This window comes from Streptomyces sp. NPDC002779 (assembly GCF_042888685.1).
GTDB lineage: Bacteria > Actinomycetota > Actinomycetes > Streptomycetales > Streptomycetaceae > Streptomyces.
Genome location: NZ_JBIAQC010000001.1, coordinates 769986 through 783858 on the forward strand (window position 1 = coordinate 769986; position 13873 = coordinate 783858).

Annotated in this window: 16 protein-coding genes; 10 read left to right on the forward strand and 6 right to left on the reverse strand. The window is 71.5% G+C overall.

The features are described from left to right. Nucleotides 1–28: 28 nt before the first annotated feature. A complete protein-coding gene (locus ACFYW5_RS03460) occupies nucleotides 29–712 on the reverse strand; it encodes a PH domain-containing protein (RefSeq protein WP_389415253.1) in 684 nt (227 codons plus the stop codon). Nucleotides 713–825: 113 nt separating this feature from the next. On the opposite strand from ACFYW5_RS03460, the gene deoC reads away from it, so the two are divergent. From deoC to ACFYW5_RS03475, 3 genes are read left to right on the forward strand one after another with little or no spacing between them, the layout of a single operon-like run. Further along, nucleotides 826–1785, forward strand: a complete 960-nt coding sequence (deoC, locus tag ACFYW5_RS03465; protein ID WP_389415629.1) for a deoxyribose-phosphate aldolase — start codon at nucleotides 826–828, stop codon at nucleotides 1783–1785. Nucleotides 1786–1790: 5 nt separating this feature from the next. Further along, entirely contained in the window at nucleotides 1791–3227 is a 1437-nt protein-coding gene (locus ACFYW5_RS03470) for an aldehyde dehydrogenase family protein (RefSeq protein ID WP_389415254.1), read from the forward strand. Next, nucleotides 3220–4110 carry an aldehyde dehydrogenase family protein gene (locus tag ACFYW5_RS03475; RefSeq protein ID WP_389415255.1) on the forward strand — a complete coding sequence of 297 codons (891 nt, stop codon included), beginning with the start codon at nucleotides 3220–3222 and terminating at the stop codon, nucleotides 4108–4110. Before ACFYW5_RS03470 ends, ACFYW5_RS03475 begins: the two co-directional genes overlap by 8 nt. A gap of 68 nt (nucleotides 4111–4178) precedes the next feature. Here the strand turns inward: ACFYW5_RS03475 and ACFYW5_RS03480 are convergent, their stop codons facing one another. Next, nucleotides 4179–4586: a hypothetical protein gene (locus ACFYW5_RS03480; RefSeq protein WP_389415256.1), complete on the reverse strand. Its 408-nt coding sequence runs from the start codon at nucleotides 4584–4586 to the stop codon at nucleotides 4179–4181. 59 nt (nucleotides 4587–4645) lie between these two features. Between ACFYW5_RS03480 and ACFYW5_RS03485 the strand changes: the two genes are divergently transcribed. Continuing rightward, a complete protein-coding gene (locus ACFYW5_RS03485; RefSeq protein ID WP_389415257.1) occupies nucleotides 4646–5350 on the forward strand; it encodes a uridine kinase in 705 nt (234 codons plus the stop codon). Nucleotides 5351–5459: 109 nt separating this feature from the next. Here ACFYW5_RS03485 and ACFYW5_RS03490 read toward each other — a convergent pair whose 3' ends face one another. Beyond that, nucleotides 5460–6239, reverse strand: coding sequence for a SigE family RNA polymerase sigma factor (locus ACFYW5_RS03490; protein ID WP_389415258.1), 780 nt, complete (start codon nucleotides 6237–6239; stop codon nucleotides 5460–5462). A gap of 219 nt (nucleotides 6240–6458) precedes the next feature. Between ACFYW5_RS03490 and afsQ1 the strand changes: the two genes are divergently transcribed. The 5 genes from afsQ1 (at nucleotide 6459) to ACFYW5_RS03515 (ending at nucleotide 10274) form a co-directional block, all read left to right on the forward strand. Further along, the gene (afsQ1, locus tag ACFYW5_RS03495; RefSeq protein ID WP_062722075.1) at nucleotides 6459–7136 is read left to right on the forward strand and encodes a two-component system response regulator AfsQ1; all 678 of its coding nucleotides are present in this window, start codon (nucleotides 6459–6461) and stop codon (nucleotides 7134–7136) included. Further along, nucleotides 7133–8701: an ATP-binding protein gene (locus ACFYW5_RS03500; protein ID WP_389415259.1), complete on the forward strand. Its 1569-nt coding sequence runs from the start codon at nucleotides 7133–7135 to the stop codon at nucleotides 8699–8701. Before afsQ1 ends, ACFYW5_RS03500 begins: the two co-directional genes overlap by 4 nt. After that, the gene (locus ACFYW5_RS03505; RefSeq protein ID WP_389415260.1) at nucleotides 8701–9303 is read left to right on the forward strand and encodes a hypothetical protein; all 603 of its coding nucleotides are present in this window, start codon (nucleotides 8701–8703) and stop codon (nucleotides 9301–9303) included. Before ACFYW5_RS03500 ends, ACFYW5_RS03505 begins: the two co-directional genes overlap by 1 nt. 120 nt (nucleotides 9304–9423) lie before the next feature. Continuing rightward, nucleotides 9424–9978, forward strand: a complete 555-nt coding sequence (locus ACFYW5_RS03510) for a VanZ family protein (RefSeq protein ID WP_389415261.1) — start codon at nucleotides 9424–9426, stop codon at nucleotides 9976–9978. 95 nt (nucleotides 9979–10073) lie between these two features. After that, the gene (locus ACFYW5_RS03515; protein WP_250077959.1) at nucleotides 10074–10274 is read left to right on the forward strand and encodes a PspC domain-containing protein; all 201 of its coding nucleotides are present in this window, start codon (nucleotides 10074–10076) and stop codon (nucleotides 10272–10274) included. 74 nt (nucleotides 10275–10348) lie between these two features. Here the strand turns inward: ACFYW5_RS03515 and ACFYW5_RS03520 are convergent, their stop codons facing one another. After that, on the reverse strand, nucleotides 10349–10708 hold the full coding sequence (locus tag ACFYW5_RS03520) for an ATP-binding protein (protein ID WP_389415262.1): 360 nt from the start codon (nucleotides 10706–10708) through the stop codon (nucleotides 10349–10351). Between the two features lie 139 nt (nucleotides 10709–10847). After that, complete coding sequence (locus ACFYW5_RS03525; RefSeq protein ID WP_389415263.1) at nucleotides 10848–12005, reverse strand: adenosine deaminase; 1158 nt, start codon at nucleotides 12003–12005, stop codon at nucleotides 10848–10850. A 113-nt stretch (nucleotides 12006–12118) separates the two neighbouring features. On the opposite strand from ACFYW5_RS03525, the gene ACFYW5_RS03530 reads away from it, so the two are divergent. Continuing rightward, nucleotides 12119–12874 (forward strand): alpha/beta hydrolase, encoded by a 756-nt coding sequence (locus ACFYW5_RS03530; RefSeq protein WP_389415264.1) that lies wholly within the window; start codon nucleotides 12119–12121, stop codon nucleotides 12872–12874. A 5-nt stretch (nucleotides 12875–12879) separates the two neighbouring features. On the opposite strand, the gene ACFYW5_RS03535 is transcribed toward ACFYW5_RS03530, so the two are convergent. Continuing rightward, entirely contained in the window at nucleotides 12880–13842 is a 963-nt protein-coding gene (locus ACFYW5_RS03535) for a LysR substrate-binding domain-containing protein (protein WP_389415265.1), read from the reverse strand. Between the last annotated feature and the right edge of the window lie 31 nt (nucleotides 13843–13873).

Consider the following 13873-nt stretch of genomic DNA (forward strand, 5'->3'; position numbering starts at 1 on the left):
AGGCAGCAGCGCTCCCCCGAGCCCGCCCTCAGCCCACCAGCAACAGCACGACCAGCAGCACAAGCCCCGCGACGAACGGCCCGAGCACCTCGTAGGCCCATCGCACGGTGACCTCACCCTGAGCGGACCCGGCCTTCTCCCGCCCGGCGTGCAGCTCCCGCAGTTCGTCCATCACCCGGTCGGTCTCGGCGCGCACGGGCCCGTCGATCTCATCGCCGCCCCCGAGTCCCCCGAACCCGAGCCCGAGGCCGCCCCGGCCGACGCGCTGCCCGTTCCGCTGGGCCTCCGCCCGCGCGGTCCTGCGGGCAGCCTTCTTCCGGGCCCGCAGGGACACGGGGATCGCCCACAGCTGGTACTTCGCCCCCGACCGGTCCACGACCTCGTTGGAGTACCCGGACCGCAGGGAGACGACCTGCCCCCAGGGCAGCACCACCGCCCGGAAGGGGTTCCGGATCCGCAGCCGGTCCTCGTTGGCGAAGACCGCCGGCCGCAGCGTGAACGCGGTCACCGCGGGCACGATCAGCAGCAGCGACGCCAGCGCCAGCCAGGGCGTCCGCCCCGACCCCTGCACCAGCGCGTCGATCCCCAGCCAGAGCGCGACGCCGAGCAGCAGAACGCCGCCCGTCATGCCCATGGGCGAGCGGTAGACCCGGTCCCGCGCGGGCGGAACCGGCGGCTGCGGCACTGATGAGGGGCGCTCCGGGGTCGTCATGCCCCCGATTCTGCACGACGCGCCCGCCGACGCTCATCCGCGGTGCCCGCTCCGAAGATGAGCGCCCGGGGCTGTACAGCCGCTACGCGCGTAGATATGCTCGTCTGGTGACCATGCCCACCAATGCACCCCTCGCAGCGCCTCTCGCGGACGTCACCGCCTCCGACAGCACGCTGCGCCGCTTCCTCCACGGGCTGCCCGGCGTCGACGCGGTCGGCCTGGAGGCGCGCGCCGCCTCCCTCGGCACCCGTTCCATCAAGACGACCGCCAAGGCGTACGCCATCGACCTCGCGATCTCGATGGTCGACCTGACGACGCTGGAAGGCGCGGACACCCCGGGCAAGGTCCGGGCGCTCGGCGCCAAGGCGGTCCGCCCCGACCCCACCGACCGGACGGCCCCGCCCACGGCCGCGGTCTGCGTCTATCCGGACATGGTGGCCGTGGCCAAGGAGGCCGTCGCCGGTTCCGGCGTCAAGGTCGCCTCCGTCGCCACCGCCTTCCCGGCCGGCCGCGCCGCCCTCGCGGTGAAGCTGGCGGACGTGCGGGACGCGGTCGCCGCGGGCGCCGACGAGATCGACATGGTCATCGACCGCGGGGCCTTCCTCGCGGGGAACTACCTGAAGGTCTACGACGAGATCGTCGCCGTGAAGGAGACCTGCGGGGACGCCGCCCGGCTGAAGGTCATCTTCGAGACCGGCGAGCTGTCGACGTACGACAACATCCGGCGCGCGAGCTGGCTCGGCATGCTGGCCGGGGCCGACTTCATCAAGACCTCGACCGGCAAGGTGGCGGTGAACGCGACGCCCGCGAACACCCTCCTGATGCTGGAGGCGGTGCGGGACTTCCGCGCCCAGACGGGGGTCCAGGTCGGCGTGAAGCCGGCCGGCGGCATCCGCACCACCAAGGACGCGATCAAGTTCCTGGTCCTGGTGAACGAGACGGCCGGTGCGGACTGGCTGGACAACCACTGGTTCCGCTTCGGCGCCTCCTCCCTCCTCAACGACCTGCTGATGCAGCGTCAGAAGCTGGCCACCGGCCGCTACTCCGGCCCCGACTACGTGACGGTGGACTGATCACCATGGCTTCCGTATTCGAATACGCACCGGCACCCGAGTCCCGCTCGGTCGTCGACATCGCGCCGTCCTACGGCCTGTTCATCGACGGCGAGTTCGTGGAGGCGGCCGACGGCAAGGTCTTCAAGACCGTCTCGCCGAGCACCGAGGAAGTGCTCTCCGAGGTCGCCCGGGCCGGCGAGGCGGACGTCGACCGCGCGGTCGGGGCCGCCCGCAAGGCGTTCGAGAAGTGGTCGGCGCTGCCCGGGTCGGAGCGGGCCAAGTACCTGTTCCGGATCGCCCGGATCATCCAGGAGCGCAGCCGTGAGCTCGCCGTCCTGGAGACCCTGGACAACGGCAAGCCGATCAGGGAGACGCGCGACGCCGACCTGCCCCTGGTCGCCGCGCACTTCTTCTACTACGCGGGCTGGGCCGACAAGCTGGAGCACGCCGGCTACGGCACCGCTCCGCGCCCGCTGGGCGTGGCGGGCCAGGTCATCCCCTGGAACTTCCCCCTGCTGATGCTGGCGTGGAAGATCGCCCCCGCGCTCGCGACCGGCAACACGGTCGTCCTCAAGCCCGCCGAGACCACTCCGCTGTCGGCCCTCTTCTTCGCGGACATCTGCCGCCAGGCGGGCCTGCCCAAGGGTGTCGTCAACATCCTGCCGGGTTACGGCGACACGGGCGCGGCCCTGGTGGCCCACCCGGACGTGAACAAGGTGGCCTTCACCGGCTCCACCGCGGTCGGCAAGGAGATCGCTCGGACGGTCGCCGGCACCCGCAAGAAGCTGACCCTGGAACTGGGCGGCAAGGGCGCCAACATCGTCTTCGACGACGCCCCGATCGACCAGGCCGTCGAGGGCATCGTCACCGGCATCTTCTTCAACCAGGGCCAGGTCTGCTGCGCGGGCTCCCGGTTGCTGGTCCAGGAGTCCGTGCAGGACGAGCTCCTGGACTCCCTCAAGCGCCGGCTGTCCACGCTGCGCCTCGGCGACCCGCTGGACAAGAACACCGACATCGGCGCGATCAACTCCGAGGAGCAGCTCACCCGGATCACCTCGCTCGTCGAGCGGGGCGAGGCGGAGGGCGGCGAGCGCTGGTCGCCCGCCTGCGAACTCCCCGAGAGCGGCTACTGGTTCGCCCCGACGCTCTTCACGAACGTCACCCAGGCGCACACCATCGCCCGCGACGAGATCTTCGGCCCGGTGCTGTCCGTCCTCACCTTCCGCACCCCGGACGAGGCCGTCGCCAAGGCCAACAACAGCCAGTACGGCCTGTCGGCGGGCATCTGGACGGAGAAGGGATCGCGGATCCTGGCCGTCGCGGGCAAGCTGCGCGCGGGCGTCATCTGGTCCAACACGTTCAACAAGTTCGACCCGGCCTCGCCGTTCGGCGGGTACAAGGAGTCGGGCTTCGGCCGCGAGGGCGGCCGCCATGGCCTGGAGGCGTACCTCGATGTCTGACGCGACCCGACTCTCCGTCCTCAAGACCTACAAGCTGTACGTCGGGGGCAAGTTCCCCCGCTCCGAAAGCGGCCGGGTGTACGAAGTGACCGACTCCCAGGGCAACTGGCTGGCCAACGCGCCTCTTTCGTCCCGCAAGGACGCCCGTGACGCGGTGGTCGCCGCGCGCAAGGCGTTCGGCGGCTGGTCCGGGGCGACGGCGTACAACCGCGGCCAGGTCCTGTACCGCGTCGCCGAGATGCTGGAGGGCCGCCGCGGGCAGTTCGTGCGGGAAGTGGCCGCCGCCGAAGGCCTGTCGAAGTCGAAGGCCGCCGCCCAGGTGGACGCGGCGATCGACCGCTGGGTCTGGTACGCGGGCTGGACCGACAAGATCGCCCAGGTGGTGGGCGGCGGGAACCCGGTCGCGGGTCCGTATTTCAACCTGTCGTCGCCCGAGCCGACCGGTGTGGTCGTCGTGCTGGCCCCCCAGGAGTCGTCCTTCCTCGGTCTGGTCTCGGTGATCGCCCCGGTGATTGCGACCGGCAACACGGCGATCGTGATAGCGAGCGAGAAGTCCCCGCTCCCGGCGCTCTCCCTCGGCGAGGTCCTGGCCACCTCCGACCTGCCCGGCGGGGTCGTCAACGTCCTGTCGGGCCGTACGGCGGAGATCGCCGCCCCGCTGGCCGCGCACCAGGACGTCAACGCCATCGACCTCGCGGGTGCCGACGAGGCGCTGGCGAAGGAGCTGGAGATCGCGGCCGCGGACAACCTCAAGCGCGTTCTGCGTCCACAGCCTGTGGATTACGCGGTGGCCCCGGGCATCGACCGCATGACGGCGTTCCTGGAGACGAAGACGGTCTGGCACCCCACGGGTTCGCTGGGCGCGTCCGGCTCGGCGTACTAGAGCCGCCCGAAACCGGAGAGCCGCGCCTCCCCTCCGTCCGGGGGAAGCGCGGCTCTCCGCCGTCCGGGTCAGCCGCCCAGCAGGGTGGCCGCCTGGCCGAGCACCGGGATGCTGCCGATGGACCGGGCCTGCGCGACCGGGGCGGTGAGCATCTGGGAGGTCAGCGGCTGGAAGTCGCCGAGCTGGGTGCCGACGCCGTTGTCGAGGGGGTCCACGCCGGTGCCGGCCAGCGGGTTGGGCTTCAGGCCGGCGACCGGTCCGGTGACATAGCCGACCATGCCGGTGACCGCCCGGAAACCACCCTCGGGGTCGATCTTGCCCAGGGAGGTGGGGCGGGTGTGGACCACGTCGTCGAGGACCGGCTCGGCGTCCGCGGCGGCCATCGGCGCGGCGGTGCCCAGGGCCGCGCCCGCGGTCGCGAGGGCGACCAGGGCCCGCCGGGCGGTGGGGAGGGGGGAGGACGCTTGTCCGGCCATCTGTTCTGCCACCTTCTGACGCATTGAGTAATCAGGTCGACACGAAGGGTAGTTGAGGTGTGACGCGCGCTTCAAAGCCGACCCGCGGAGTCGATGAACGGCAGGTGAATGCGTCATATTGGTGTCCCGTGAGCTCCCTTCCGCCCGTACCGGCCCGAGTCGTGCTGCTCTGCGGCCCCTCCGGCTCCGGCAAGTCCCTCCTCGCGGCCCGCTCCGGCCTCCCGGTGCTGCGCCTCGACGACTTCTACAAGGAGGCCGGCGACCCGACGCTGCCGCAGGTCCTCGGGAGCTCCGACATCGACTGGGACCACCCCGGGTCGTGGGACGCCGACCAGGCCGTGGCCGCGATCGAGGACCTGTGCCGCACCGGTCGTACGACGGTCCCGCTCTACGACCTCTCCCTCAGCGCCCGCACCGGTGAGGAGCCCGTCGACATCGGGCGGACCCCGCTGTTCATCGCGGAGGGCATCTTCGCCGCGGAGATCGTCAACCGCTGCCGGGAGCTGGGCGTCCTGGCCGACGCGCTGTGCCTGAGCCGCGGCCCGGTCACCACCTTCCGCCGCCGCTTCCTCCGGGACCTGCGGGAGGGCCGTAAGTCCGTGCCCTTCCTGCTGCGCCGCGGCTGGCGCCTGATGCGGGCCGAGCGGTCGATCGTGGCCCGCCAGACCGCGCTCGGCGCCCACGCCTGCGACCGGGACGAGGCACTGGGCCGGCTGGCCGACGCCGCCGCGGGACGGCACGTACCGGCGAGCACGGCGGCCTGAGACCCCCGAACGCACGAAGAAGCGGGACTGGACGGACCCCCCGGCCGACCGGTCCCGCTTCTCCTTGGTGCTCCCCCGTGCTCCCCCCGGAGCTCCCCCCCCCGTACCTTCAGGCCACCAGCTCGCCGAAGGCGTCCTCCTCGTCACGGCCGAAGCTGAGGACCTCGTCCTCGCGCAGCCGGCGGAGCGACCGCCAGATGCTGGACTTCACCGTGCCGACACTGATGCCGAGGATGTCCGCGATCTCCGGGTCGGTCCGGCCCTCGTAGTAACGCAGGACCAGCATCGTCCGCTGGAGTTCGGGCAGCCGGGCCAGCGCCTGCCACAGGACCGCGCGCAGCTCGGTGCCGCGCATCGCGTCCGTGTCGCCGGCCGTCTCCGGCAGTTCCTCGGTCGGGTACTCGTTCAGCTTGCGGCGGCGCCACGCGCTGATGTGCAGATTGGTCATCGTCCGCCGCAGGTAACCCCCGACGGCGGCCTTGTCACTGATCCGGTCCCACGCCCGGTACGTCGAGAACAGCGCGCTCTGCAGCAGGTCCTCGGCCTCGAAGCGGTCACCGGTGAGGTGGTAGGCGGTGGCGTACAGGGAGGCGCGGCGCTCCTGGACGTAGGCGGTGAACTCCGCCTCCGACAGCGAACGACGCTCCCCCGTGCCCTCCCTGTACGCGCTTCCCCCGTGTGCTTCCCCCGTGAAACCGTCAACCACCGTCATGTACGCGGTGTGCTGACGCCCGGCGCCGCGAGCGCACCCCCGCCCTCCCCCACGCTCGAATCCGCTCGCGCGGGAGGGACCCCCATCGGCACCGGACTTCTCCGAACCCCGTCCCCCGTGCACGTCGTGCAGACGCGTGACAACTGCGCTCGTGCTTGAGCTGTGCAGCGTGTTCATCTCGCGCCCCCCGTCGTGGACTTCCGGTGTTCGGCTTGCTTCCTTGCTGGTGTCGAAAAGCTTGCCCGGGCCACTTCATGGCCGTGTCCGCCGACTGTCACAGAGCTGTCACAGGGGTCCGTCGTAGCGCACGCACCGCTCGGTCACGGAGAGCAGCGGTCCTTGCCGTACCTGTACAGGTGTCGAAACCCCACCCCGCCATGGGCCAGAATGAGCCCCGTGCCTTCCCTGTTGCTGATCGAGGACGACGACGCCATCCGCACGGCCCTGGAGCTGTCACTGACGCGCCAGGGTCACCGGGTTGCCACGGCTGCCACCGGTGAGGACGGCCTGAAGCTGCTGCGTGAGCAGCGGCCGGACCTGATCGTGCTGGACGTGATGCTGCCCGGCATCGACGGCTTCGAGGTGTGCCGCCGCATCCGGCGCACCGACCAGCTGCCGATCATCCTGCTCACCGCGCGCAGCGACGACATCGACGTGGTGGTGGGCCTGGAGTCCGGCGCCGACGACTATGTCGTCAAACCCGTGCAGGGGCGGGTGCTGGACGCCCGGATCCGGGCCGTGCTGCGGCGCGGGGAGCGGGAGTCCAACGACGCGGCGAGCTTCGGCAGCCTCGTCATCGACCGGGCGGCGATGACGGTGACGAAGAACGGCGAGGACCTCCAGCTGACGCCGACCGAGCTGAGGCTGCTGCTGGAGCTGAGCCGGCGGCCCGGACAGGCGCTGTCCCGGCAGCAGTTGCTGCGGCTGGTGTGGGAGCACGACTACCTCGGTGACTCCCGTCTGGTGGACGCCTGTGTGCAGCGGCTGCGCGCCAAGGTCGAGGACGTGCCGTCGTCCCCGACCCTGATCCGTACGGTCCGCGGGGTCGGCTACCGGCTGGACGCGCCTCAGTGACACCAGCGCACGGGGGGTTCCGCGGCTGGTTCGCGGAGCGCAGGGGAGTCTGGTCGCGGCTGCGTCTGACCAGCCTGAGGCTGCGGCTGGTCGTGGTGTTCGGCCTGGTGGCGCTGACCGCCGCCGTGTCCGCGTCCGCCATCGCGTACTGGCTCAACCGGGAGGCCGTGCTCACCCGTACCCAGGACGCGGTGCTGCGGGACTTCCAGCAGGAGATGCAGAACCGGGCGGGTGTGCTGCCCGAGCGGCCGACGCAGGACGAACTCCAGCGCACCGCGGGCCAGATGGCCAACAGCAGCCAGCGGTTCAGTGTGCTGCTCGTCGCCGAGAACGCCGACGGCGAGACCGTCTCCGGCAGTTCCGGCGGGCTGAGCGGCTTCACGCTCAAGGACGTGCCCGGGTCGCTGCGCGAGGCGGTGAACGAGGAGCAGACGGTCGACTCCACCAACAAGTACGCCTACCACCTGTACTGGCAGCGGATCGTGGAGGACGACACCCCGTATCTGGTGGCCGGTACGAAGGTGATCGGCGGCGGGCCGACCGGGTACATGCTCAAGTCGCTGGAGCCGGAGGCGAAGGACCTCAACTCCCTCGCCTGGTCGCTGGGGATCGCCACGGGCCTGGCCCTGATCGGCTCGGCGCTGCTCGCGCAGGCCGCCGCCACGACCGTACTGAAGCCCGTGCACCGGCTGGGAGTTGCCGCGCGCCGGCTCGGCGAGGGCAAGCTGGACACCCGGCTGCGGGTGTCCGGCACCGATGAACTGGCCGATCTCTCCCGGACGTTCAACCACGCGGCGGAGGCGCTGGAGAAACGGGTCGACGACATGGCCGCGCGGGACGAGGCTTCCCGCCGGTTCGTCGCGGACATGAGCCATGAACTGCGGACACCGCTCACCGCGATCACCGCCGTGACGGAGATCCTGGAGGAGGAGCTGGAGGCGGAGACCGGGTCCATGGACCCGATGATCGAACCCGCCGTACGGCTCGTCGTCAGCGAGACCCGGCGTCTGAACGACCTCGTCGAGAACCTGATGGAGGTCACCCGCTTCGACGCGGGCACCGCCCGTCTGGTGCTGGACGACGTCGACGTCGCCGACCAGATCACCGCCTGCGTCGACGCCCGCGCCTGGCTGGACGCGGTCGACCTGGAGGCCGAGCGCGGCATCCACGCCCAGCTCGACCCGCGCCGCCTGGACGTCATCCTGGCCAACCTCATCGGCAACGCCCTCAAGCACGGCGGCTCGCCGGTACGGGTGTCGGTGCGGGAGGAGGACGCCGAGGTCGTCATCGCGGTGCGGGACCACGGCCCGGGCATCCCCGAGGACGTCCTCCCGCACGTCTTCGACCGCTTCTACAAGGCGAGCGCCTCCCGCCCCCGCTCCGAGGGCAGCGGCCTGGGCCTCTCCATCGCCCTGGAGAACGCCCACATCCACGGCGGCGAGATCACCGCCGCCAACTCCCCCGAGGGCGGCGCGGTGTTCACGCTGCGGCTGCCCCGGGACGCCTCGGCGCTGACCCAGGAGGCCGAGGAGCACAGGGGCCCGGACGAGAAGGACGAGGCGTGATGACCGTACGCCGTCTGCTGGCGCTCCCGCTGCTCGCCGGGCTGCTCGCCGGGTGCGGGATCCGGGCCACCGAGGTCCCCACCGACTTCGGGCCCGCGCCCTCCCGGGTGCACTGCTCGCTGGCCGAGCCGGACATGGCGACCCAGGCCTCACGGGGGCTGCCCGCCCAGGTGTTCCTGCTGTGCCGCTCGTCGCTGGTGGCCGTGGACCGGACGGTACGGGTTCCTCAGGGCACGGCGGACTCGCAGCGGCGGGTGCTGGTGGCGCAGGGCCTGCTGGACGAGCTGAGGGCGACTCCGTCGGCGACGGAGCTGGAGGCGGGCTACACGAGCGAGGTCCGCGGCAGGCTGGCGGTGACCGGTCCGCGCGCCGACGACCCCGACGACACCCTCCGCCTGAGCACCCCGCCCGACGCCCTGACGCCGGTGGCCCTCGCCCAGATCGTCTGCACGTTCTCCGACTCGGAGGCGGCGGAGGGCGACGGCTCGGTGATCCTCGGCGGCCCGGACGGCTACCCGCTCCGGCGGTACGAGTGCACGGACGACGTGCGGACGCGACCGTACACGGAGACACCGCCGTCGTCGGAGATCACCGCGGACTGAGGAACTCAGGGCCGGGGAGCGCCGGGAAGGGGCGCGGGGAACTGCGCGACAAGCCCCCACGGCCCGCAGCCGAACAACGGCCCCGGAACCAACCGCACCGAAGACCGCGTCTAGCCCAGCGTGCAGCGTCAAGGCTCCGACAGCGGCGGCATCGCGATCCGTATCCGGGTGACAGGGGGCGTCCTCCTGGTCGCCCACCTCACGTTCGTCGCCTGGCTCACGCTGCGTCCCCTGGACGTGCCCTGGGTGCTGCCACCCAATCTGCGTCCGTTCGCCGGGATAGAGGCCGATCTGGCGCTGGGCCGGCAGGAGGGGCTGCGCCGCCTCGCCGAGGCCGTCGCGCTGCTCGCCCCGCTGGGCGTCCTGCTGCCCGCGGTGCACGGCAGGCTCGCCGCCTCGCCCCTCGCGTCACTGCTCCGTACGGTCGCCGCGGGCATCCTGATCTCGATGGGCATCGAACTGCTGCAGACCGGGGTGCCGGGCCAGGTGGTGGACGTGGACTCGGTGCTGCTGAACACGGTCGGCGTGACGCTCGTGCACGCGGCCGTCGTACCGGCGGTACGCCGCCGGCTGCGCCGCCGGACCGAGCGCGCCCACCCGCCGGGGTCGGCCCTGAAGGGCGAGGCTCCTCAGGGTAGGACCCCGACGATTCCCAGGGTCGGGATCGCACCGTAGAGCGACGCTTTGCCCCCTTCGTCTCCGTAGTGTTGCTGCCAGATGAGGCGGCCACGAAACGCCGCCTTTGACCGACGCTCACGAAGGAGCCGCAGATGTCCCGCCTCGCCCGACCCACCAACGGCCGCATGATCGGCGGAGTGTGCGCCGCGCTGGCGCGACGCTTCGGCATGTCGGCGACCACGATGCGCGTGCTGTTCCTGCTGTCCTGTCTGCTGCCGGGCCCGCAGTTCCTGCTCTACATAGGGCTCTGGATCTTCCTGCCCTCGGAGGAGAAGGCGCGCACCGCCTGGTGACCGGCTGACACCCGTACGCCGATGGGGCGCACCCCGTGTCCAAGGGTGCGCCCCGTCGGCGCGTTCGGGAGGGCTCAGCCGAGCGGCAGGCCGTTCACCCCGGTACCGGCGCCGCCGCCGGGCAGGATCTTGCCGACCGGGAGGCCGCCGAGGAGACCGGCGACCGGCTTGGTCGGGCCGCCGGCGAGCAGCTTCTGGGCGAGCGGCTGGGCGGCGGTCCCGCTCGCGTCGGCCGCGGTCTGCCCCTTGGCCAGGGCCTCTCCACCCGGCAGCACCTGGGAGAGGTTCTCCGCGGGCAGCGTCCGGGTCACCGTGTCCAGCGCGGAACCGGCGTCCGGCAGGGCCGGGGCGGCGTTCGCGGCGCCCGCACCGGTGGCGGCGAAGGCGGCACCGAGGGCGGCGACACCGAGGGTCTTGCCAGCAGACTGCTTCATTGAATGCGTCCTCGAATTGGGATGACGGGGGATGTGAGCGGCCCATGACCGTAAACATGCCGAGGCTCCCGCCGCAAACATCGAAATGCGGACGGATGGTGAACGTCCGTCCGCATTCCCCGTCACCGAAATCCCGCGATCAGCCTTCTTCGGCCGAGGAACCGCTGGTGGAGGCCGTCTGCCGGAACAGCCACTCGGATTTCAGCTCGGCGTAACCGGGCTTGATGACGTCATTGATCATCGCGAGTCGTTCATCGAAAGGAATGAACGCTGATTTCATCGCATTGACGGAGAACCACTGCATGTCGTCGAGCGTGTAACCGAATGCGTCGACAAGGTGCTCGAATTCCCGGCTCATGCTGGTGTGGGACATCAGCCGGTTGTCGGTGTTCACCGTCGCCCGGAAGTGCAGCCGGCGCAGCAGTCCGATCGGGTGCTCGGCGTAGGAGGTGGCGGCGCCGGTCTGGAGGTTGGAGCTGGGGCACATCTCCAGCGGGATGCGCTTGTCGCGGACGTAGGAGGCGAGCCGGCCGAGGTGGACCGTGCCGTCGTCCTTGACCTCGATGTCGTCAATGATGCGCACCCCGTGCCCGAGCCGGTCGGCGCCGCACCACTGCAGGGCCTGCCAGATGGACGGCAGCCCGAAGGCCTCACCGGCGTGGATGGTGAAGTGGTTGTTCTCGCGCTTCAGGTACTCGAAGGCGTCCAGGTGCCGGGTGGGCGGGTAACCGGCCTCCGCCCCGGCGATGTCGAAGCCGACGACACCCAGGTCACGGTAGCGGTTGGCGAGTTCGGCGATCTCCAGGGCACGGGCGGCGTGCCGCATGGCGGTCAGCAGCGCGCCGACGCGGATGCGGTGGCCGCGCTCCCGGGCGAGCCGCTCGCCTTCCCGGAAGCCCTCGTTGACGGCCTCGACGACCTCTTCGAGGCGGAGTCCGGCCGCGAGGTGCTGCTCGGGGGCGTACCGCACCTCGGCGTAGACGACACCGTCCGCGGCGAGGTCCTCGGCGCATTCGCGCGCGACCCGCACCAGGGCGTCCCGGGTCTGCATCACGCCGACGGTGTGCGAGAAGGTCTCCAGGTAGCGCTCCAGCGAGCCGGAGTCGGCGGCCTCGCGGAACCAGACGCCGAGCTTGTCGGGGTCGGTCTCGGGGAGCTGGGAGTACCCGCTGGCGCGGGCGAGTTCGATGACGGTGGCGGGGCGCAGGCCGCCGTCGAGGTGGTCGTGCAGCAGAACCTTGGGCGCCCGGCGGATCTGCTCCGGTGTCGGGGTGTTCGCGATGGTCTGGCTCGTCATTTCCGCACTTTAACGCCTACGCGCGTAGAGCGCCTGGTGGACGTTTCCGTCGATACGTAACGGTGATCCCACGGACGGGTGGCGTACACCCGCGCTTCTGACACTGTTCTGTCATGGCACAGGAAGCGACGCCGGTTCGCACGGCCCGCCTGGGCAGAGCGCTCGGCCCGGAACCGACGACGGTGAGCGGGGTGGTACTGCTGCTCCCCGGCGGTGACGAGACGTCACATCGCCGCCCCTCCGCGATGTGGGCGGCGGCATCGGTCCGCGCCCTCGGGCGCCGGCTGACCCGCGCGGCACGGGACGAGGGCCTGGCCGCGCACGCCGTGCACTACCGCTGGCGGGGGTGGAACGGCACGGAGGCGAATCTGGCCCGGGACGCCAACTGGGCCGTGGAGGAAGCCGTACGGCGTTACGGCGATGTGCCGGTGTGCCTCGCCGGGTTCGACATGGGCGGGCGGGCGGCGCTGCGGGCGGCCGGGCACGAGGCGGTCAACTCCGTCCTCGCCATCGCCCCTTGGCTGCCGGAGGAGGATGTCGCGGCGCCACCCGAACCGGTGAAGCAGCTCGCCGGACGGCGGGTGCTGATCGTGCACGGGACGAACGATCAGCGCACGGACCCCGAGTTGTCCTTCCGGCTGGCGGCCCGGGCGAAGAAGACGAACCGGGACGTGTGCCGGTTCGAGGTGCACTCGGACGGGCACGGGCTGCACCAGCACCGGGCCGAAGTGCTGTCGCTGGCCGAGGACTTCGTGATGGGGGCGCTGTTCGGGCGGGCGTTCGCCCGCCCGGTGGAGGACGCGTTCGCGGCGCCGCCGCCCCTGGGACTGCGCATGCCGCTCGCGTCCGGCTTCGGGCAGCGGCGGTAACGGCCCTAGGTCGCCAGCAGATTGCCCCTCTTCGACAGCAGGAACTTCTTGAAGGCCGCCACCGGCGGGGTGTCCGGGTGGCCGTCCAGCCACGCCACTCCGATCTCCCGCACCGCGCGCGGAGCGGTGACCGTCAGCTCCACCACCCCCGGCCGGGGTACCGCGGGCGGGGGCAGGAGCGCGACGCCCAGCCCGGCCGCGACCAGACCGCGCAGGGTCTCCGCCTCCTCCCCCTCGAAGGCGACGCGCGGCTTGAAGCCGGCCTCCCGGCACAGGTCGTCGGTGATCCGGCGCAGACCGTAGCCCGGTTCCAGGGTGACGAAGGTTTCGTCGGCGGCCTCGGCGAGGCGGACGCGCCGGCGGGCGGCGAGCCGGTGGTCGGCGGGGACCACCAGGCGGAGCTTCTGTTCGTCCAGGCGGCGGGCGACCAGGTCCGGGGCGTCCGGCACCGGGGACGTCAGGCACAGGTCCAGCTCGCCCGCGCGCAGCCGCTCGATCATCGCCTCGCCGTAGTTCTGGACCAGGCTGAAGCGCACCCGGGGGTGGTCGGCGCGGAAGGCGCTGATCAGGCCCGGGACCGTCTCCCAGCCCATGGTGTGCAGGAAGCCGAAGGCGACCTTGCCGGTGGCGAGGTCGGCGTCGGCACGGACCTCGTCGGCGGCGCGCTCCACCTCGGCGAGGGCGCGTTCCACCGAGGTGAGGAAGGTACGCCCGGCCGGCGTGAGGGAGACGGTCCGGCCGCGGCGGGCGAACAGGTCGACGCCCAGGTCCTGTTCGAGGCGGACCATGGCCCGCGAGAGGGTCGACTGAGGGACCTGCATCTCCTGCGCGGCGCGGGTGACGTGCTCGGTGCGGGCGACGCCGGCGAAGTAGGCCAGCCGCGGCGCCAGCAGCCTCGACATCTCGGCCCTGTCTTCTGTGTCACTGGACGGTGACGGTCGCGGCTGTGACCTCTGCTGATGCTCCATGGGAACGATTATGGCGATTCCATGCATTGGA